The organism is Kitasatospora sp. NBC_00374, from assembly GCF_041434935.1.
GTDB lineage: Bacteria > Actinomycetota > Actinomycetes > Streptomycetales > Streptomycetaceae > Kitasatospora.
In genome coordinates, this window is sequence record NZ_CP107964.1 from 6,626,832 (window position 1) to 6,647,302 (window position 20,471).

A 20,471-nucleotide genomic window follows, 5' to 3' on the forward strand; every position below is an offset into this window, starting at 1 on the left:
CGGACGGGAGATATCACTCGGACCGCTGTGATCTGGCCTCTCTGCGCGCGATCGCCTCGATCATGTCGCTGATGGTGCCCAGCCCTTCGGGGGAAAGGGTGACGGCCCGCAGCGCGACCTCCCGGACGCCGGCGTTGCGCATCGCGCCGAGCAGCGCGAGCTCCTCGGTGATCCGGTCGCTCTGCTCGTCGTCGAAGAAGTACGAGGGCGGGACCTGGAAGAACTGCGCCAGCGCCTCCAGATGACGCTTGGTCGGGTTGTCCCTGCGCCCGGTACGCAGCTGCCAGAGGTAGGTGGCCGAAAATGTCTCCCCGCTGGCCTCGCGACAGGCGCGGGCGACCTCCTCGTGGCTGTAGGGCTCGCCACTCGGTCGACGGACGACCTGGAACAGACGGTCGATCCGGTCGCTGAGTGTGGGCGGGTCAAGGTCCGGACCAGTCAAAGCGCCTCCCTCACGGTCCCACGCCGGCCGGGTGAGCACAGCTGGAGTCGGGATTGTTCCCGGGACATCGTAGTTGGCGCCGACCTGGCGCGGATACCGTGGGGTGGTGCGGGCTCGGTGCAAAGTTGGTGCGGATCAAGCGGTGTCCGGCGTTCCGCCTGGGCTGCTGACGGGCGGTCAGCCCGCGGCGAGACAGCGGTCGCGCTCGGCGCGGACGTCCGGGTCCTCCTCCTCGGAGAGCAGGGTGTCCAGGAGCTCGGCGGCGCGTTCGGGGCGGCCGGACTCCCGGAGGGCGACCGCCAGGTTGAAGCGGATCTCCGGATCGGGGGAGAGTTCGGCGGCCCGCTCCAGCGCGCTGAGCGCCGCGGGCAGGTCGCCCTGCTCGTAGGCGAGGCCGCCGCGCAGCGCCCAGGCCGGGGCGTACTCGGGGGCCGCCGCCAGGGCGAACCCGAGCGCCCGCAGGGCCTCTTCCGCAGCCCCGGCCTCGACGTGCAACTGGGCCTTGAGGCACCAGAGTTCGGGGCTGTTCGGGGTGAGCGCCAGGCCGGCCTCGGCGTCCTGCCAGGCGTCCTGCAGGCGGCCGAGCGCGAGCAGCAGGCCGCCGCGGTTGAGATGGGCGTCGGGGAAGGCCGGGTCGAGTTCGAGGACGTACCCGAAATCGTCCACCGCCCCTTCCAGGTCGCCGAGTTCGGCGCGGACGTCGGCGCGGTTGTAGTAGGCCTCGGGGAACGGCGGGGAGAGTCGTACGGCCTGTTCGAAGTCGGCGAGGGCCTCGACCGGGCGGCCCAGGCCCCGGCGGGCGATACCGCGGTCGAAGTGGTACTCGGCGTAGTTGGGGTCGAGCGTGATGACCTCGGTGAAGTCGGCGATCGACTCCTCGTGCATCCCCAGCTGCCCGGTGACCTGGGCCCGGTTGTGTCGCAGCACCGAGCGGTGCAGGGCGTGTTCGTCCGGGTCGAGGGTCTCGTCCAGCGTGGCGAGGCAGCTGTCGAGCAGGGTGAGCGCGCCCGTCAGGTTGCCCTGGTGCAGTTCGATCAGGGCGAGCCCGTTGCGGTTGAAGACGGCCCGGGCGACCCGCTCCTTGGGGTCGGGCAGCTGTTCGGCCAGGGCGATCGCCAGGTTGATCCAGCCCCGGGCGACCAGGTGGTCGCGCTCCCCGGGCTCGAAGTGACGGGTGTACAGCATCGAGGTCGCGTAGGCGGCCTGCATGTGCACCAGCGGGTGGGTGGAGAGCGCGCGGGCCTCGGTGTAGAAGGGGAGCGAGCGTTCGGGCAGGCCCAGGGCGGCGAGCGAGGTGGTCATCTTGGTGGTGAAGGCCCACCAGGCGTCCAGGTCCTGGTCCGGCCCGGTGAGGGTCAGTCCGCGCTCGCCGAGCTCCACGGTGGCGTGGTAGAAGCCGAGGTCGATGCAGGTGTCCAGGGCCCGGCGCAGTGCGGGGATCCCGGTGCCGGCGGGGTCGCCGCCGTACTGGGCGTGCCAGGTGAGGGCGCCGTGGCCGAGCGACTCCTCGGCGAGCGCGGTGAGTTCCCGGTACCGGCGGTCGTGCAGGGCGGCCCGCCGGTCGGCCGGGAGGGCCAGGTAGGCCTGTTCGGTCCGGGGGTCGTCCGAGGTGCCGTCGCCGTCCACCCAGGCGCGGGCCGGGTCGGCGGGCAGCGGCTGCGGGGCGGCGTCCACGTCGAGGACGGCGCAGTGGGCGGCGAGGGCGGGCGGCAGCGGCGCCTCGACGGGGCCCTCGGGCACGGCCGGGGCGTCGGGGCCGGTGCCGATCACGACGGTGAGCAGCGCGGGGTCGGCCCGGCGCAGCAGGACCGCGAGGAACTCCTGGTCCGTCGGGTCGGCGTGCTGGACGTCCTCGACCGCCAGGGTGCGCGGGCCGTCGTCGAGCGAGCGGACGTACGCGGTGAGGAACTCGACCAGGCCGTGGGTGATCCGCAGGGTGCGCAGCCGGGAGTAGAACCGGGTGCGCTCCTTGGGGATGGCGAGCGAGGTGAGCGTCTCGCGGGTGGCCCGGACGACCGGGCGCAGCTCGGGCGCGGTGGAGAGGATCTCGACGTCGTGCCGGGCCACCGCCTCGGGGCAGCGCACCAGCGCGTCCGGGACGACGGCTCGCAGGATGCCGCCGACGGCGGTGTACGGTCCGCGCAGGCGCCGGTGCGCGCTCACGGTGGCCAGCAGCTCGGGCAGGTCCAGACCGGTGCGGGCGTCGGCCGCGGCGCTGCGGTGGGTGGCCCGGATCCAGTGGTGCCGGTGCTCGGCCATGAGGGTGCTGCCTTTCGTGCGGGGACGGAACGGGACGGGACGGGGAACGCGGAACGGGTGGCGGTCAGGCGGCCTTCGGGGCCCGGGGGGCCCGGGCGGCGCGGCGGTCCCGCAGCGCGATGGCGCCGGCGACCGCCAACTGGGCGGCGCTGAGGGTGAGTACGGTGGCGGAGTCGATCAGCCCGACGGTGGAGCCGCCGCCGGTGAACCGGCCGAGCACCCCGGCCACGACGTGGTAGCTCATCGGCACGGCGGTGGTGACGCCGAGCAGGATGGTGAACGCGTAGCCGAACACCATCAGCCAGCTGTACCAGCGGGCGACCCTCAGGTCGGTGGGGTGCAGGTGCGCGTCGTCCTCGGCTGGGCGGCGGGTGAGCCGGCGGATCCGCCGGCGCAGCACGAAGGTGGCGGCGCTGTGCAGGTCGACGCAGCCGAGCAGGGTGGTCATCAGCAGGTACAGGTCGGTGCGCAGGTAGAACAGCAGCTGCCAGGCGAGCCGCAGCACGGTCGCGTAGGCCAGCGCCAGGCAGAGCGCGGCCACGAGGGGGAGACTGCCGTCCGGCCGGCGCAGCAGGTCGGCGGCCAGGGTCAGCACGGCCAGCGCGAGCACGTCCGCGAGCATCCCGGCGAGGATCGGCAGGTACCGCCGGCGGCGCGGGACGGCGACCAGTCCGTCCATCGAGGTCTCGGCGACCACGTAGTAGAGCCGGCGCCCGAGGCTGAACCGGGAGTGCAGGCCGAGCCGGCGCCCGGCGAGCGCGTGGAAGGCCTCGTGCAGGGCGATCAGCGGGGTCTGGCCGACCAGCAGGAACAGCACGATGAGGCTGTAGTACGGGGTGAAGAAGATGTGGTGGTAGTCCGGGAGGAGGTCCGGGGTCCGGACGCACTCGACCAGCCAGAGGGCGGTGACGGCGGCGTAGCAGACCCAGGCCGGGGCGCTGAACAGCGCGCGGCCGAGCCGCTGGTGGCGGACGGGGCGGGTCTCGGCTGCGCTCTCGTCCGCGCCGCGCAGGAAGCCCAGCTCGTCGAGTGAGTCGAGCAGGTCCCGGATGTCGACGTCCTCGCCCCACCGTTCACGGTAGGACGCGGCGGCCCGGTTCGGGGGTGTGCCCTCGGCGAGCAGGTGGACCAGGTACGCGCCGTCGGCCGGCAGCACCACGTAGGTGTCGGTGTCGGCGCGGCCCACCACGACCTCGTCCCCCTCGGGGTGGAAGACCAGCGGGTGCATCGGCTGCGGCAGGTCCAGCGGGTTCCGGGCGGTGTCGCTGTCCGGACGGGGTGGCAAGGCAACCTCCTGCGTGCGGAAACCGCCGAGCCGGGCCGTCCGCGGCAGGCGCGAACGACCCGGTGCGGTACTGGATCAGGCCTGGGCGACGATGATGCAGTCCCAAGGCGCGTACAGGGCCTTGGCGGCGCTGGTCATCCGGACCGGGCCGGCCTTGCGAATGGCGATCTTCTTCATGCGGAAACACCCCTTTCACGGGTTACGGGTGACGGGATCGGCCGATCAGACGTCGAGCATGCACGCCCACGGCGCGTACAGCGCCTTGGCGGCACTGGTCAGGCGGACCGGGCCGGCCTTGCGAATGGCGATCTTCTTCATGCGGGAGCACCCCCTCCACAGGTGTGGGCAGCGGGCTGCCGTACGGGTCAGTTCGCGACGACGATGCAGTCCCACGGCGCGTACAGGGCCTTGGCGGCGCTGGTCATGCGGACCGGGCCGACCTTGCGGATGGCGATCTTCTTCATGCGGAATCACCCCCTTGAGGAAGTGCGCAGCAGCGAAGGGTCGCTGAGATGAACACCGGTGTGACGGGTCGTCATTTCAGCTGGCTCAGCATGGCGGTGGTCAATCAAGCGTGTCAACGGATGTGAATGGAGATGTCTCCATGTTTCATCTCCGATCATGAGGGGAGGGTGTCGGGCGGGGGGTGCGGGCATACGGAAGAGCCCGACGCCGTTGGGGCGTCGGGCTGGTGACGGTACGTCAGGTCAGGTCATGGGCGGCGTCGCGGATCAGGCCGCGTGCGAGCGCTCACGTGGCCGCTCGGCCGGCTGCTCGGCCGCCTCGGCGCGGGCCAGGTCGTGGTGGATCGGGCCGTGGCCGGCGGAGAGCGGCAGGCAGCTGCCGCCGCGTCGGTGGGCGACGATCTCGGCGGCGACCGAGACGGCGGTCTCCTCGGGGGTGCGGGCGCCGAGGTCCAGGCCGATCGGCGAGCGCAGCCGGCCGATCTCGGCGTCGGTCAGGCCGACCTCGCGCAGCCGGGCGTTGCGGTCCCGGTGGGTCCGGCGGGAGCCCATCGCGCCGACGTAGCCGACCGGCAGCCGCAGCGCGCGCTCCAGCAGCGGGATGTCGAACTTCGCGTCGTGGGTGAGCACGCACAGCACGGTGCGGCCGTCGATCCGGTCGAGCTGGGAGTCCAGGTAGCGGTGCGGCCAGTCGACCACGACCTCGTCGGCGTCCGGGAAACGGCGCGCGGTGGCGAACACCGGGCGGGCGTCGCAGACCGTCACCCGGTAGCCGAGGAACCTGCCGATCCGCACCACGGCGGCGGCGAAGTCGATGGCGCCGAAGACCAGCATCCGGGGAGCCGGCACGTAGGACTCGACGAAGAGGGTGACGGTGCCCTGCCCCTCGTCGTCGCACGGCCGGCCGTCGAGGCCGAGCACCAGCCGGCCGGTGCGGCCGGCGTCCAGCATCGCGCGGGCCTCGGCGACCACCGCGCGTTCCAGCGGTGCGGTCGTCGAGGGGGCGGGGGAGAGCGCGCCGTGGTGGGCGTCGGCGGTGACGGCGACGGTGGCGCCGAGCAGTCCGGCCGGTCCGGCGATCACCCGGGCGAGCGCGACCGGGGTGCCGGAGGCGATGTACGCGATCCCGGCGTCCAGGGCGGGGTCGGCGCCGGGGACGACCGGCTGCACGAAGACGTCCAGGATGCCGCCGCAGGTCAGACCGACCGCGAAGGCGTCCTCGTCGCTGTAGCCGAAGCGTTCCAGGACGGGCTCGCCGCTCTCGATCGCCGCCCGGCACAGCTCGTACACCGCGCCCTCGACACAGCCGCCGGAGACCGAGCCGATCGCCTCGCCGACGGCGTCCACGGCCAGGGCGGCACCCGGATCACGCGGCGCGCTGCCGGAGACCCCGACCACGGTGGCCACGGCGAAGGACCGCCCGGCGGCGTGCCAGGCGTGCAGCTGCTCGGCGATGTCCTGCATGTCCGGTGCTCCTTACCAGTCGAGTGTGCACGGTGTACGGAAGGTGCCGCGGTACGGGGCGGGTGGCCCCCGTACCGCGGCGGGTGGGCGGGCGGTGCCTAGTGCACGCCCAGCCAGTCCTTGATCGGGACGAGCGCGAAGTAGATCACGAAGACCCCGGTCAGGATCCACATCAGCGGGCCGGGCTCGCGCCACTTGCCGGTGCCGGCCTTGATGACCGTGTAGGAGATGACACCCGCGGCGACACCGGCGGTGATGCTGTAGGTGAACGGCATCAGGACGCAGGTGAGGAAGGCCGGGATGGCGACCTCGCGGTCCGACCAGTCGATGTGCCGGGCCTGGCTCATCATCATCGAGCCGATCACCACCAGGGCGGCGGCGGCGACCTCGACCGGGACGATCGCGGCGAGCGGCGAGAAGAACAGCATCAGGGCGAACATCGCGCCGGTGATGGCGGAGGCCAGGCCCGTCCGGGCGCCGTCGCCGACACCGGTGGCCGACTCGACGAACACGGTCTGGCCGGAGGCACCGGACAGGCCGCCGATGGCGCCGCCGGCGCCGTCGATGAACAGCGCCTTGGACAGGCCGGGCATCCGGCCCTGCCGGTCCGCGAGGCCGGCCTCGGTGCCGACGCCGATGATGGTGGCCATCGCGTCGAAGAAGCCGGCCAGCACCAGGGTGAAGACCGCGACCGTGGCGCTGATCGCGCCGAGACCGTGGCTGCCGAACGCGCCGAACAGGTCGACACTGCCGAACAGGCCGAAGTCGGGCGCCGAGACCGGGCTGCCCGGCCACACCGGGGCGGAGCTGCTCCAGGTCTTGGCCGGCAGGTCGACGACCGCGTTGACGACGAACGCGACCACGGTGCCGCCGGCGATGCCGATCAGGATCGCGCCGCGGACGTTGCGGGCCAGCAGGACGAAGATCGTCAGCAGCGTGAGGCAGAAGACCAGGACGGGCCAGCCGGACAGCTCGCCGAACGCGCCGAGCGAGACCGGGGTCGGGCCGCCGGTGTGCACGAAGCCCGCCTTGACCAGGCCGATCAGGGCCACGAACAGGCCGATGCCGATGGTGATGGCGTGCTTGAGCGGCAGCGGGATGCCGTTCATGATCTTCTCGCGCAGCCCGGAGACGACCAGCAGCACGATCAGCAGACCGTAGATCATACAGAGGCCCATGGCCTGCGGCCAGGTGGTGTGCGGGACGACCAGGGCGGATATCGCGCCGGAGACCGAGAGGCCTGCGGCCACCGCCAGCGGGACGTTGCCGACCACGCCCATCAGGATCGTGGTGACCGCCGCCGCGAGCGCGGTCGCCGTGGTGAGCTGCGCGTGGTCCAGCTTGAGGCCGTTGACGTCGGCGCCGCTCAGGATGATCGGGTTGAGCAGGACGATGTAGGCCATCGCCATGAACGTGGTGAGGCCGCCTCGGAGCTCGTTGCCGAGGCTGGAGCCCCGGGCGGAGATCTTGAAGTAGGCGTCCAGCGCGTTTCTCGGCGGGGCTGCTGCCGGTGGCGAGGTGAGGGGCTCGTCAGCGGCGGGTGCTTCTTCAGTGGTGCCGGGCTCCGTCGGGATCCGGGTCATGTCCACTCCCAAGGTTCAAAGGGGGTTGGGGTGGGCGAGCCGACCTTTTCGCCAGGCATAGGAGCAGGCGCAGGGGGACTGTTCGACTCACGATGTGCATGTGCGGTGGGCTGCGGCGCGGGGGTGGTGCGCACCGCTGCAGAGCCCCGGCGTGGGAGAGGCAGCGGGATGGTGCACGTTTGTTGCGTGGGGGTGGTGCTCTGGTTTCTCTTGTGGAGCTGTCTCTTGTGGAACTGCCCCGGGGCGGCGGGGAAGACGGTCGCCGCCCCGGGGAGGTCTGGTGGGGGCTAGAGCGTTCCGGTGAGGTGCTCGGGCCGGACCGGGATGCGGTTCAGGGCGATGCCGGTGGCCTGTCGGATCGCGGCGACGATCGACGGCGTGGCGGAGACGGTGGGGGCCTCGCCGACACCGCGCAGCCCGTACGGGGCGTTCGGGTCGGGCAGTTCCAGGATGTCCACCGGGATCGGCGGGGTGTCCAGGATGGTGGGGATCAGGTAGTCGGTGAAGGACGCGTTGCGCACCTTCCCGTCCTTGACGATGATCTCCTCCATCACGGCCAGGCCGAGCGCCTGGGTGCAGCCGCCCTGGATCTGGCCGACCACCGACAGCGGGTTCAGCGCCTTGCCGACGTCCTGGGCCGCGGTCAGCTCGACCACCTTGATCAGGCCCAGCTCGACGTCCACGTCGACCACCGCGCGGTTGGCGCAGAAGGTGTACTGGACGTGACCGAAGCCCTGCCCGGTCTCCTTGTCGAAGGGGACGGTCGGACGGTGGTGGTGCTCGCGGGTGAGGTCGATCGCCTCGTCGCCGAGCAGGTCCACCATCGAGATCAGCGCGCCCGCGCTCCGCGAGACCACCTTGCCGTCGACCAGGTCGATGTCGAGCTGGGTCCAGCCGTAGCGCCGGCGGCCCTTCTCGATCAGCGCCTGCTTGACCGCCTCGGCGGCGAGCTTCACCGCACCGCCGGTCATGTAGGTCTGCCGGGAGGCGGAGGTGGAGCCCGCCGAGCCGACCTCGGTGTTGGCCGGGTGGATGGTGACCTGCTCGACGCCCAGCTCGGTACGGGCGATCTGGGCGTGCACGGTGACGCCGCCCTGGCCGACCTCGGCCATCGCGGTGTGCACCATGGCGACCGGCTCGCCGCCGATGACCTCCAGGCGGACCCGGGCGGTGGAGTAGTCGTCGAAGCCCTCGGAGAAGCCGACGTTCTTGATGCCGACCGAGTAGCCGATGCCGCGGACGATGCCCTCGCCGTGCGAGGTGTTGGACAGCGCGCCGGGCAGCGTGCGGACGTCGAGGTTGTCGAGGTCCAGCGGCGGCGGCAGCGGCATGTCCTTGACCCGCTGCAGCAGCTCGGCGACCGGGGCCGGCGAGTCGATCTGCTGGCCGGTGGGCAGACGGTCGCCCTCGGCCATCGCGTTCAGCTGGCGCAGCTCGACCGGGTCCATGCCGAGCTCGGCCGCGAGCCGGTCCATCTGGGTCTCGTAGCCGAAGGCCGCCTGCACCGCGCCGAACCCGCGCATCGCGCCGCAGCTCGGGTTGTTGCTGTAGAGCGCGATGGCGTGCATCTTCACGTTCGGGATCACGTACGGGCCGTGGCCGAGCGAGGCGGCGTTGCCGACGACGGCGGGCGAGGCGGAGGCGTACGCGCCGCCGTCCAGCACGATCCGGCAGTCGGCGAAGACCAGCTTGCCGTCGCGGGTCGCGCCGTGCTCGTAGAACATCCTCGCCGGGTGGCGGTGCACGTGGCCGAAGAAGGACTCGTCCCGGGCATAGACGATCTTGACCGGCTTGCCGGTGCGCTGGGCCAGCAGCGAGGCGTGGATCTGCATGGACAGGTCCTCGCGGCCGCCGAAGGCGCCGCCGACGCCCGCCAGGGTGAGGCGGACCTTCTCCTCCGGCAGGGCGAGCACGGGGGCCATCTGCTGGCGGTCCACGTGCAGCCACTGGGTGGCGACGTAGAGGTCGATGCCGCCGTCCTCGGCGGGCACCGCCAGGCCGGACTCCGGGCCGAGGAAGGCCTGGTCCTGCATGCCGACCTCGTAGGTGCCGCTGACGATGACGTCCGCCATCGCCCGCACCTCGTCGGTCACGCCGAGACCGGAGACCAGCCTCTGCTCGTGGCAGATGTTGCCGTGGCCGTGCGACTTGAACTCGTGCGGCTCGTGGACGTAGCCGTGGATCTCGGGGGCCAGGCACTGCTCCTCGGTGACGATCGGGGTGAGCACCTCGTACTCGACCTTGATCTTCTTCACCGCGCGGCGGGCCGTCTCCGGGTGGTCGGCCGCGACCAGCGCGATCGCCTCGCCGTGGTAGCGGACCTTGTCGATCGCCAGTGCCGGCTGGTCCTGGATCTCCAGACCGTAGAACTTGGAGCCCGGGATGTCCTCGTGCGTCAGCACCGCGTAGACGCCCGGCAGCTTGAGCGCCTCGGAGATGTCCACACCGAGGATGTTGGCGCGGGGGTGCGGCGAGCGCAGCGCCATGCCCCAGAGCATGTCCTCGTGCCACATGTCCGACGAGTACGCGAACTCGCCCTTGACCTTGAGGTTGCCGTCCGGACGCAGGGGCGAGCCGCCGATGCCGTCCTTGCTCGCCTGCCGGATGTCCTGCAGGTTCTTCTGACCCTGGATGGTACGAGTGCTCATTCGGAGGCCGCCTTCGCGCACTTGCGGGCGGAAGCGAGCCGCACCGCGTCCATGATCTTCTCGTAACCGGTGCACCGGCACAGGTTGCCCGACAGCGCCTCACGGATGTCCGTGTCGCTGGGCTGGGCGTCCTGCTCCAGCAGCGCGTCGGTCTGCACCAGCAGGCCGGGGGTGCAGAACCCGCACTGGACGGCGCCGGCGTCGATGAACGCCTGCTGGACCAGGCCCAGCTCGCCGTCCTCGTCGGCGAGGCCCTCGACGGTACGGACCTCGCGGCCCTGCACCTGGCCGGCCGCGACCAGACAGGAACAGACCGGGGTGCCGTCCAGGTAGACGGTGCAGGAGCCGCACTCGCCCTGCTCGCAGGCGTTCTTGGAGCCCGGCAGGCCGACCCGCTCGCGCAGTACGTACAGGAGGCTCTCGCCCTCCCACACGTCGTCGGCCTCGACCGGCTTGCCGTTGGCGGTGAAAGTGACCCTCATGCCGCGCTCCTGATCTGCTTGCTGTAGTCGTTCCACGTCCAGGTGAGCGTGCGGCGGGCCATCACGGCCAGCGAGTGCCGGCGGTAGTCGGCGGTCCCGCGGACGTCGTCGATCGGCGAGGCGGCGGCCTTCACCAGCTCGCCGAACTGCTGGATCACCTCGGCGCCGAGCAGGTCGCCCGACTCCCACAGGCCGCGCTCGGCGAGCACGCCCTGCAGGTACTCCTCGGCCGCCACGGCACGGCGCGGCGTGGGGGCGGCCGAACCGATCCCGGTGCCGACGGTGCCGTTCTTCGGGTGCAGTGCGAAACCGAAGGCGCAGACCGCGATGACCATCGCGTTGCGGGTGCCGATCTTGGAGAACTGCTGCGGCCCGTCGGCCACCGGGATGTGGACGGCACGGATCAGCTCGTCCTGCTCCAGCGAGTTGCGCTTCACCCCGACGTAGAAGTCGTCGATCGCGATCATCCTCGTCCCGCGGACCGAGGCGGCCTCGACGAAGACGTCACGGCCGGCGGCCAGCAGCGCGGGGTGCGCGTCACCGGCGGGGGACGCGCCGCCCAGGTTGCCGCCCACACCGCCGCGGTTGCGGATCTGCGGAGAGCCCACGGTGTGCGAGGCCAGCGCGAGGCCCGGCAGCGGGCCGGACAGCTCGTCGATGATCCGGGTGTACGGCACGGCTGCGCCGAGGCGGACGACATCGCCGTCGTTCGACCATTCGGTGAGCTCGGTGATGCGGTTCAGGTCGAGAATCGCGGATGGCCGGTGCACGTCGAAATTCATCTCGACCATGACGTCCGTGCCACCCGAGATCGGCAGCGCGGTCGGGTACTCAGCCTTCGCCGCGAGTGCCTCGTCCCACGTAGCGGGCCGAAGGAACTCCATGCGGGTGTCTCCTCAAGTCGTCGCCTACCAGAACGGTCGGGCACAGTGCCCGGAACCCGGCCGCTCGCCCGTTCGGAGGCGGCTGCACCGAGTTCTCACCCTCGGGTTTCGGACTCTGCTACTGCCCCGTTGCCGGGGCGTTGAGTCCTGGTCACCGGGGTGTGTCCGGCGGCGTGTGGCCAGTGAACCTCCGACCGACCTCCCGCAGGCAGTCACCGATGGCATGAAGCCCCGGCGGTGGTGCTGCCCGGCATCCTGTACGTTCCTCTAACGAGGGCAACGGCCCAGCCCAAGCGGTTCCGGACCGCTCAATACGACCGTAATCCGGTCGTGATGGCGGCGCTACGACCCCGTGACCCGGGCCGCCGTTGAGACGTAACACCGAGGCCTTCGGCTGGGGCACACTGTGAGCCCCCACACCACCAGACCCCCACCTCCAGACGAAGGAGTCTGCGGATGCGTGTCCGTGACCTGCTCGCCCCCGGGACCCTCGGGCTACGGCTGCTCGCCGCCGAGGACGAGCTCGACCGGCAGGTCAGCGGTGTCATGACCACGGACCTGCACGACCCGGGCCGGTACCTGCACGGCGGCGAGCTGGTGCTCACCGGCATGCTGTGGCGCACCTCCCCGGAGGACTCCGAGCGCTTCGTACGCACCATCGTGGCCGGTGGGGCGGTCGCGCTGGCAGCCGGCGAGGCCGAGGTCGGCCCGGTGCCCGAGGACCTGATCGAGGCCTGCGGACGGCACCGGATGCCACTGCTCGCGGTGCCCGACGACATCGCCTTCGGCGCCGTCACCGAGTTCGTCGGCAGGCAGGTGTCCGCGGACCGGGCCGCCGACCTGGCCGCCCTGGTCGACCGCCACCGGATGCTGGTCTCGGCCGCCGGCAGCGGCGGCCTGGACGCCGTGCTCGACCTGCTCGGCGGCGACCTCGACCTGGACTGCTGGGTGCTCACGCCCACCGGCCGGGTGATCGCCGGCCCGGTCGACCGGCTCTCCGCCGAGGACCGCGACCAGCTGGCCCGCACCCATCTGGCCGCCCAGCGCCAGCGCCGCCGCCCCCCGCACCGGGCCCGGCTGATCTCCGGCTCGTACTCGCTGCTGCCCGCCGCCGCGGACCCGGCCGAGGAGAACCCGCTGGCCGACTGGGTGCTCGCGGTGGCCGGCGACGTCACCGAGTGGACCGGCAAGCGCCAGCAGCTCGCGGAGAACCTGGCCCGGCTGGTCGCCGCCGAGCGGATCCGCCGCGACGAGGGCCGCCGGCTGCGCCGCCGGCTCGCGGACGAGGTGCTGGCCCTGCTGCAGCGGGATGCCGATCCGGCCGAGATCAGCCGCGCCCTGCACGCCTCCTCGGCGATGGCGGCCCGCTACGAGGGTGCCAAGGCGGCGCAGGCGAGCGGTGAGGGCACCTGGCTGGTGCTCAGCGCCGACAGCACCGGACTGCCCGACGGCGTGCTGCGCACGATCCTGGAGGAGGCGCTCGGCGACGCCTCGGACCGCGCGCTGGTGGCGGGCTCCGGCAACGGCGCGGTGGGCGTCCTGCCGGCCCTGGACGCGGCGGTGCCCGCGGAGGCGCTGCGCGACCTGCTCGCCCCCCTGGAGGCGGGCCTCGGCTCGGAGGGCCGGATCACCGTCGGCGTGTGCGCCCCGGCCGACGAGGCCGGTGGTCTGCGCGGCGCCCTGGAGGAGGCCCGGCACGCCCGCCGGATCGCCGCCGCCAGGGTCGGCCGGGTCTGCGTGGCCGGCCCCGAGGAGCTCGCCTCGCACGTCCTGCTGCTGGCCGCCGTCCCGGACGAGGTCCGCCGGGCGTTCCGCAGCCGCCTGCTGGACCGGGTCATCGCGTACGACATCGAGCACCAGGCGGACCTGGTCAGGACGCTGGAGGCGTTCCTGCGCTCGGACGGTTCGTGGACCCGCTGCGCGGCCCAGCTGCACGTGCACGTGAACACTCTGCGTTACCGGATCGGGCGCATCGAGGAGTTGACTGGGCGTGATCTTTCCCGACTGGAGGACCGGGTCGACTTCTACCTGGCTCTGGAACTCGCCTGATACTTGACAGGGGCCGGTAAAGGTTCCAGCAAATCGGTCACGAGTTGATTTCGATCTGCTGCAAATAGGGGCGAATCGGGCCAACTCTTACAGTTTCCTCCCAGGTTTGTAAGGTAGTTTTCGACCGCAACGCGAAGGGGGGCCGTCCGCAACGGACGAACCACCCCGCGATGTCGCCGGGGTGCGGGGGTCTCCGTGCGCACCTGTCCCCCTTCTCCGCTCGCGGTCGACGTCTTCGATCCGGCGCGCGGCTGCGAAAGTTGACTGCGTACCGTGACCAATCCGCGTTACCGCATACCCGAGGATCCGCCCGACGCGTATGTGCGGCACGAGGAAACGCTCCAGCTTCGGTCACCCTGGGTGACCATTCCGGCTGCTGCGGAGCCCGTCGCCCGGGGGGTCGAGCGGGTCCAGGTGCACACCGAGATCCCGAAGGCCGTCTTCGTCGACCAGAGCGGGCGACGCGGCCGGGCCCTGCGCGGCCTCGGCTGGATCGCCGGACTGGCCTGCGCCGGCTTCGCGGCCACCGCCCTGACCACCGTCGCCGGGTCCAACTCCCAGGCACCCGCCATGCCGATCCCGACCCGCACGGCGAGCTCCGGCGGGCAGAAGGTGCTGGGGGAGTCCGGCTCCGCCGCGCCGAGCGCCGCCGCGACCGTCTCCGCCTCCCCGTCCCCGTCCCCGGGTGGGGCGAAGGCCACCGGGAAGCCCTCCGCGTCCGCCTCGGCCGTCGCCACCGGCCCGGCCACCGGGAAACCGACCGGCACGGCGAGGACGGCGACCACCTCGGCCAAGCCCGCCGGCGCTACCGCCGGTCCCGGCGCCGCCGCCGTCAACGCGGTCACCCCCCGATCCGCCAGCTCCGCCGCCAAGCCCCGCTAGGCTGCCGTACCAAGGACCACAGCCATGCTGCGAACCCGAGGCAGGCGAGCGGCCAGTCGCCCGCGCCGCCGTGCCGTCCCACCCCTGAGATTCAGCCTGCCCACGGTGGTGCTGCTCACCCTGCTCGCCACCCTGCTGCTGCGCGGCCTGGTGACCAACGAGGTCTTCCACGACGCCCGGATCAACGTGTCCGTCGACAAGACCACCGTGCCGCCGGACCTGCTGACCGGCGGTCCGGTGATCGACGCCCGCGGGCCGGGGGCCCCGCGCAACTACCGCGCGCAGGACCACACCATGGCGCTCACCTTCGACGACGGCCCGGACGAGCAGTGGACGCCGCAGATCCTCGACGTCCTCGCCCAGTACCACGCCAAGGCCACCTTCTTCGTGACCGGCTCGATGGTGACCCGCCACCCGGACCTGATCCGGCGGATCATCGCGGACGGCCACGAGATCGGCCTGCACTCCTTCACCCACCCGGACTTCACCCTCCAGTCGGACCGCCGGATCACCTGGGAGATGGCCCAGACCCAGCTCGCCCTGGCCGGTGTCGCCGGGGTGCACAGCGCGCTGTTCCGCCCGCCGTACTCCTCCGACGCGGCCGCGCTGGACGACCTGACCTGGCCGGTGCTCAAGAAGCTCGCCGACCGCGGGTACGTCACCGCGTTCATCGACGAGGACACCGAGGACTGGCAGCGCCCGGGCGTGGACGCGATCGTCGCCGCCGCGATGCCCAAGAAGACCGGTGACGGGCACATCGTGCTGATGCACGACGCCGGTGGCGACCGGTCCCAGACCGTGGCCGCGCTCAAGGTGATGATGCCCAGGCTGCAGGCCGAGGGCTACCGCTTCAGCACCGTCAGCGAGTCGATCGGCGCCGAGACCTCGATGTCGAAGGTCACCGGGTTCCAGCTGTGGGAGGGCAAGCTCTTCCTCGGCCTCGCGCACGCGGCGGTGCTGGTGATGCCGGTCCTGATCGTGCTGCTCGCCGTGGTCGGCACCCTGGTGTTCGGCCGGTTCGCCCTGATGCTCTTCCTGTCCGTCAAGCACGCCCGGCGCACCCGGCGCAAGACCTTCGGCTGGGGCCCGCCGGTCACCGAGGCGGCCACCGTGCTGGTCCCCGCCTACAACGAGCAGGAGTGCATCGCCAACACCCTGCGCTCCCTGATCGACAGCGAGCACCCGGTCGAGGTGATCGTGATCGACGACGGCTCCACCGACGACACCGTCCGGATCGTCGAGGAGCTGGACCTGCCCGGGGTCCGGGTGATCAGCCAGCCGAACTCCGGCAAGGCCACCGCGCTCAACACCGGCATCGCGCACGCCACCCACGACCTGATCGTGATGATGGACGGCGACACCGTCTTCGAGCCCTCCACCGTCCGCGAGCTGGTGCAGCCGTTCGCCGACCCGGGCGTCGGCGCGGTCGCCGGCAACGCCAAGGTCGGCAACCGCGACAGTCTGATCGGCGCCTGGCAGCACATCGAGTACGTGATGGGCTTCAACCTCGACCGCCGGATGTACGACGAGCTGCGCTGCATGCCCACCGTCCCCGGTGCCGTCGGCGCGTACCGCCGCGAGGCCCTGGAGCAGGCCGGCGGGATGAGCGAGGACACCCTCGCCGAGGACACCGACCTCACCATGGCGCTGCACATCAACGGCTGGCAGGTGGTCTACGCCGAGAACGCCCGGGCCTGGACCGAGGCGCCCGGCAGCATGGCCCAGCTCTGGTCGCAGCGCTACCGCTGGTGCTACGGCACCATGCAGGCGATGTGGAAGCACCGCGGCGCGGTGCTGGCCTCCGGGCCGGCCGGGCGGTTCGGCCGGGTCGGACTGCCGCTGGTGGCCCTGTTCATGGTGCTCGCCCCGCTGCTCGCCCCGCTCTTCGACGTCTTCCTGGTGTACGGGATCCTCTTCGTGGACGCGCCCAAGACGCTCGCCGCCTGGTTCACCGTCCTGATCGTCCAGCTGGTCTGCGCCGGGTACGCGTTCTGGCTGGACCGCGAGAAGCCCTGGCACCTGATCACCCTGCCGCTGCAGCAGCTGGTCTACCGCCAGCTGATGTACCTGGTGCTGCTGCAGTCCTGGATCACCGCGCTCACCGGCGGCCGGCTGCGCTGGCAGAAGCTCCAGCGCACCGGCGAGGTCGACGTCCCCGTCAACGTCTGAGCCCCGGCCCACCACCACACCCACCACCGAGAGGCCACCATGACCGCGCCAGCCCACCCCGGGTACGCGCCCCCCGGCACCGGGCCGTTCGACTCCGGTCCGGCCGCCCCCGGCCCCGTTCCGGGCCCGCCGGTCCGGGCCGTGCCCGGCCGCGACCGCTACCTCGACCTGCTGCGGGCGCTGGCGCTCGTCCGCGTGGTGTTCCTGCACATGTTCGCCTGGTCCTGGCTGCCGATCGTGTTCCCGTCGATGGGCGTGATGTTCGCGCTGGCCGGCTCGCTGATGGCCCGCTCGCTGGCCCGGCCGACGCTGTCGGTGATCCGCGGCCGGCTGCGCCGCCTGCTGCCGCCGCTGTGGCTGATGGGCGTCATCGCGGTGCCCGGGATGCTGCTGCAGGGGTGGTCGGCCGCCTCCTCCGGGCACAGCACGGCGGGCTTCTGGGGCCGCATGCTGCTGTGGATCCTGCCGCTGAGCGACCCGCCGTACGGCGATCCGCTGCCCGGGGTGCACGGCCTGCTGGACCACGCCTGGGGCGAGCACGCCGCCGGACCGCTCTGGTACCTGCGCGCCTACCTGTGGTTCGTGCTGCTGTCGCCGTTGCTGCTGAGGCTGATGCGCAAGGTCCCGTGGCTGGTGGTGCCCGCGCCGATGCTGTTCTGCGTGGTCCTGGAGCTGGGCTACGTCGACCTGCGGCCCGAGCTGTACAGCATCGTCGACGGCCTGGCCATCTACGGCTCCTGCTGGCTGCTCGGCATGGCGTACCAGGAGGGGATGCTCAACCGGTTCCCGCGCTACCTCGCCCCCTCGGTGGTGCCCTTCGTGATGGCCGCGGCGCTGTGGTGGACGCTGAACGGCACCAACGACGTGGGCGGCCCGGCGACCCTGGAGGACAGCACCCTCGGACAGGCCGTCTGGTCCTTCGGCTTCGTCCTGCTGCTGCTGAACGCCAGCCCGTCGTGGGACGAGTGGCCGCCGCGGCTGCGCCGCTGGGGCGGGCTGATCAGCCTGCTGAACTCGCGGGCCGTCACCGTCTACCTCTGGCACAACCTGGCGATCACCGCGGCGATCAGCCTGATCGGCCTCACCTGGGGTCTGCCGCTGCTGGCCGAGAACGTGCCGTGGCTGCTGGACAGCGAGTGGCTGCCGATGCTGCTGGCCTGGCCGCTGATCGGCCTGTGCATCGTCGCCTTCGGCTGGATCGAGGACGTCGCCGCCAAGCGCCGGCCCCGGCTGTTCCCGTACCCGCGGCAGATCCGGTCGGCGGCGCACCGCCGCTGACCGCGCGCAACAGACGCCTCGGGCCCCGGCAGTTGCCGGGGCCCGAGGCGTCTGTGCGACCGGACGGTCGGTGCCGTCAGTGCTGGGCGGGGATGATGCCCGACAGCCACTTGAAGATCTCGGGGACCATCGGCTTCCAGACGTCGCTGGCGTGCGGGCCGGTGGTCTCCACCGGGGTGACGGTGGTCGGCGGCTTGGCGGCGTCCTTGAGGGCCAGCGCGGCCTCGTAGCCGTCGCCCTTGTTGCCGCTGACGTACAGTGCGGTCTTCGGCGGGGTCTGGGCGGTCTTGAGGATGTTGACCGGGTTCGACTTCTCCCGCAGGGCCGGGTCCTTCGCGGTGAGCGAGTGCGGCTCCTGCGCGGGGTCGTTGTAACCGGAGAGGCTGATGCCGGCCCGGTAGCGGTTCGGGTGCTCCACCGCGAGCTTGGCCGCGCAGTGGCCGCCGGCCGAGTAGCCGGCCACCGCCCACCGGTCGGCGGACGGGTCGGCCCGGAAGTTGTCCAGGACCATCTGCGGCACGTCCCGCGAGAGCCAGGTGTCCGCGTTGACCTTGTCCTTGACGTCGGCGCAGCCGGTGTCCACGTCGTCGCCCAGCAGGTTGGTCCGCGGCGAGACCAGGATGAACGGCGTGACCTCGCCGCGCTGCATCATCGGCTTGAGCTGGTCGGAGACCTTGAGCGTGCCGTACCAGGTCTTGGACGAGCCCGGCCAGCCCGGCAGCAGCTCGACCACCGGGAAGTTCTTGTCCTTGTAGGCGGGGTCGTTGTACTGCGGCGGCAGCCAGACCAGGACCTCGCCGTCCACACCGGACAGCTCGCCCTTCAGCTCGGTGTGCTGCACGTCGTTCGGCACCTTCGGGTCGCCGACGCTCTTGAAGGACTGGATCACCTTGGCCCGGGTCTTGCCGTCCGAGCCGCTGCCCGCGCTGTCGGCCGCGACCTTCGGGACGGCCCGGACGTGGTCGCCGGTGCCGAGCAGGTCGTCCCAGTTCCCGTAGATCAGGTTGGCGTTGTTGACCATGACGAAGACCATGGTCACGGCCGTCACCTGGCAGAAGAGGATCATCACCAGCCTGGACAGGATCTGCACGGGCCTGGGCCCGGGCACCCGCCCCCAGAGCAGCAGCGCCGCCGCGATGGAGATCGGCACGAGGATGATCGTGACGACAAGGAATGGTGTGCCAGTCAGTTGCATGGAATGTTTCTCGTATCCGGGTTGCGGTCGCCCGGGGCTCAGGGCGCCCAGGGCGTGCTCCAATGGATCAGACGGGGTGGAACGGGCGATCAGTTGCTCGCCGAACTGAAGGAAACCTGAGAGGAACATCACGTTTCCGTGAGTCCCGGTCGAGTGCCGACCCAAGTCTGCCACCCGACCGGACGACCGCACGGTGCGGACCCGATCTGCTCTCAGGCATATCCCGACCTGGCGGGACCCGCCGCTCGAACTGCCGAACCGTCAGAGCGGCTCACCCGGGCGGCCGTACGCGACCTCGACCGCGGGCCGCCCGGCGCCGACACTGGTATCCACGGCCGGGGCGAAGGGTGGAGCGTCACAGTGAGAGCACGGACGATGCTGCTGCTGCTCGTGGTGCTCCTGTTGACGGCGGGGTGCAGTAGTACCGGCGGCCGCCGTGCCGAGCAGGCGAGGGAACGGGCGGCCACGGCCGGCGGCGCGGTGGACACCCCGCGCTGGAAGGTCGCCATGGTCACCCACGCCGGCGCCGGCGACTCCTTCTGGGACACCGTCCGCAAGGGGGCCGAGCAGGCGGCGGCCAAGGACAACATCACCTTCCTCTACTCCAACGACGCGCAGACCCAGAATCAGGTGCAGCTGGTCCAGGCCGCGATCGACCAGCGGGTGGACGGCCTGCTGGTCTCACTCGCCAAGGGCGACGCGATGGCCGACGTCCTGGCCAAGGCCGAGGCGGCCGGCATCCCGGTCATCAGCATCAACTCCGGCCAGGAGTTCTCCGCCCGGTTCGGCGCCCTCACCCACATCGGCCAGGACGAGTCCACCGCAGGCGAGGCCGCCGGCCGCGCACTGGCCCGGCGTTCGCGCACCGGCGTGCTGTGCGTCATCCACGAGCAGGGCAACGTCGGCCAGGAACAGCGCTGCACCGGTGCCCGATCGGCCTTCGGCGGAGGCTTCCAGACCCTGTACGTGGACGGGGTCAACCTGCCCGACGCGCGGGCCGCGATCGCCGCCAAGCTCCAGGCCGACCCCTCGCTGGACACCGTGCTCACCCTCAGCGCGCCGCTGGCCGCCACCGGCCTGCAGGCCGTCCAGGACGCCCGCCGGCCGGTCGAGCTGGACACCTTCGACCTGGGCACCCAGGTCGTCACCGGCCTCCAGGCCGGCACCGTCGGCTTCGCCGTCGACCAGCAGCCCTACCTCCAGGGCTACGAGGGCGTCGACCTGCTCTGGCTCCACCGCTACAACCTGGACGCGCTCGGTGGCGGCGGCCCGGTGCTCACCGGCCCGCAGGTGCTGACCAAGGACGACGCCGCCGCGCTCGCCCGGTACGTCGCCCGGGGCACCCGGTGAGCGCCCCCGCCGAGGTGCTGGAGGGCGGCCGCGGCCG

14 protein-coding genes are annotated in these 20,471 nt (G+C 71.8%); 5 read left to right on the forward strand and 9 right to left on the reverse strand.

Features of this window, described 5'->3' with window-relative positions; genetic code table 11:
• Positions 1-13: 13 nt before the first annotated feature.
• From OG871_RS29575 to OG871_RS29610, 8 genes are all read right to left on the reverse strand, one after another.
• On the reverse strand, positions 14-442 hold the full coding sequence (locus tag OG871_RS29575) for an XRE family transcriptional regulator (RefSeq protein ID WP_371500963.1): 429 nt from the start codon (positions 440-442) through the stop codon (positions 14-16).
• A 177-nt stretch (positions 443-619) separates the two neighbouring features.
• Entirely contained in the window at positions 620-2,701 is a 2,082-nt protein-coding gene (locus OG871_RS29580; protein WP_371500965.1) for a tetratricopeptide repeat protein, read from the reverse strand.
• Positions 2,702-2,765: 64 nt separating this feature from the next.
• Positions 2,766-3,986, reverse strand: coding sequence for a hypothetical protein (locus tag OG871_RS29585; protein ID WP_371500967.1), 1,221 nt, complete (start codon positions 3,984-3,986; stop codon positions 2,766-2,768).
• Positions 3,987-4,717: 731 nt separating this feature from the next.
• Positions 4,718-5,914, reverse strand: coding sequence for an XdhC family protein (locus OG871_RS29590; protein ID WP_371500969.1), 1,197 nt, complete (start codon positions 5,912-5,914; stop codon positions 4,718-4,720).
• Between the two features lie 98 nt (positions 5,915-6,012).
• Positions 6,013-7,497, reverse strand: coding sequence for an NCS2 family permease (locus OG871_RS29595; RefSeq protein ID WP_371500971.1), 1,485 nt, complete (start codon positions 7,495-7,497; stop codon positions 6,013-6,015).
• 287 nt (positions 7,498-7,784) lie between these two features.
• The gene (pucD, locus tag OG871_RS29600; RefSeq protein ID WP_371500972.1) at positions 7,785-10,145 is read right to left on the reverse strand and encodes a xanthine dehydrogenase subunit D; all 2,361 of its coding nucleotides are present in this window, start codon (positions 10,143-10,145) and stop codon (positions 7,785-7,787) included.
• Positions 10,142-10,627, reverse strand: coding sequence for a (2Fe-2S)-binding protein (locus OG871_RS29605; protein ID WP_371500974.1), 486 nt, complete (start codon positions 10,625-10,627; stop codon positions 10,142-10,144). Before OG871_RS29605 ends, pucD begins: the two co-directional genes overlap by 4 nt.
• On the reverse strand, positions 10,624-11,511 hold the full coding sequence (locus OG871_RS29610; protein WP_371500976.1) for a xanthine dehydrogenase family protein subunit M: 888 nt from the start codon (positions 11,509-11,511) through the stop codon (positions 10,624-10,626). The genes OG871_RS29605 and OG871_RS29610 overlap by 4 nt, the downstream gene beginning before the upstream one ends.
• Before the next feature lie 456 nt (positions 11,512-11,967).
• Here OG871_RS29610 and OG871_RS29615 point away from each other — a divergent pair, with 456 nt between their 5' ends.
• The 4 genes from OG871_RS29615 to OG871_RS29630 all read left to right on the forward strand — a co-directional run bounded on the left by OG871_RS29615 (position 11,968) and on the right by OG871_RS29630 (position 17,889).
• Entirely contained in the window at positions 11,968-13,560 is a 1,593-nt protein-coding gene (locus OG871_RS29615) for a PucR family transcriptional regulator (protein WP_371500978.1), read from the forward strand.
• A 273-nt stretch (positions 13,561-13,833) separates the two neighbouring features.
• Positions 13,834-14,442, forward strand: a complete 609-nt coding sequence (locus OG871_RS29620; RefSeq protein WP_371500980.1) for a hypothetical protein — start codon at positions 13,834-13,836, stop codon at positions 14,440-14,442.
• A gap of 24 nt (positions 14,443-14,466) precedes the next feature.
• Positions 14,467-16,611: a bifunctional polysaccharide deacetylase/glycosyltransferase family 2 protein gene (locus OG871_RS29625; RefSeq protein ID WP_371500982.1), complete on the forward strand. Its 2,145-nt coding sequence runs from the start codon at positions 14,467-14,469 to the stop codon at positions 16,609-16,611.
• Positions 16,612-16,650: 39 nt separating this feature from the next.
• A complete protein-coding gene (locus OG871_RS29630; protein ID WP_371500984.1) occupies positions 16,651-17,889 on the forward strand; it encodes an acyltransferase family protein in 1,239 nt (412 codons plus the stop codon).
• A 76-nt stretch (positions 17,890-17,965) separates the two neighbouring features.
• Here OG871_RS29630 and OG871_RS29635 read toward each other — a convergent pair whose 3' ends face one another.
• Complete coding sequence (locus OG871_RS29635; protein ID WP_371500986.1) at positions 17,966-19,039, reverse strand: alpha/beta hydrolase; 1,074 nt, start codon at positions 19,037-19,039, stop codon at positions 17,966-17,968.
• Positions 19,040-19,459: 420 nt separating this feature from the next.
• Here OG871_RS29635 and OG871_RS29640 point away from each other — a divergent pair, with 420 nt between their 5' ends.
• The gene (locus tag OG871_RS29640) at positions 19,460-20,434 is read left to right on the forward strand and encodes a substrate-binding domain-containing protein (RefSeq protein ID WP_371503465.1); all 975 of its coding nucleotides are present in this window, start codon (positions 19,460-19,462) and stop codon (positions 20,432-20,434) included.
• Positions 20,435-20,471: the final 37 nt, after the last annotated feature.

Coding starts and splice junctions, on each gene's coding strand:
- OG871_RS29640 (WP_371503465.1), top strand. CDS start 19,460: ATGCTGCTGCTGCTCGTGGTGCTCCTGTTGACGGCGGGGTGCAGTAGT.
- OG871_RS29610 (WP_371500976.1), bottom strand. CDS start 11,511: ATGGAGTTCCTTCGGCCCGCTACGTGGGACGAGGCACTCGCGGCGAAG.
- pucD (WP_371500972.1), bottom strand. CDS start 10,145: ATGAGCACTCGTACCATCCAGGGTCAGAAGAACCTGCAGGACATCCGG.
- OG871_RS29595 (WP_371500971.1), bottom strand. CDS start 7,497: ATGACCCGGATCCCGACGGAGCCCGGCACCACTGAAGAAGCACCCGCC.
- OG871_RS29615 (WP_371500978.1), top strand. CDS start 11,968: ATGCGTGTCCGTGACCTGCTCGCCCCCGGGACCCTCGGGCTACGGCTG.
- OG871_RS29625 (WP_371500982.1), top strand. CDS start 14,467: ATGCTGCGAACCCGAGGCAGGCGAGCGGCCAGTCGCCCGCGCCGCCGT.
- OG871_RS29590 (WP_371500969.1), bottom strand. CDS start 5,914: ATGCAGGACATCGCCGAGCAGCTGCACGCCTGGCACGCCGCCGGGCGG.
- OG871_RS29580 (WP_371500965.1), bottom strand. CDS start 2,701: ATGGCCGAGCACCGGCACCACTGGATCCGGGCCACCCACCGCAGCGCC.
- OG871_RS29605 (WP_371500974.1), bottom strand. CDS start 10,627: ATGAGGGTCACTTTCACCGCCAACGGCAAGCCGGTCGAGGCCGACGAC.
- OG871_RS29630 (WP_371500984.1), top strand. CDS start 16,651: ATGACCGCGCCAGCCCACCCCGGGTACGCGCCCCCCGGCACCGGGCCG.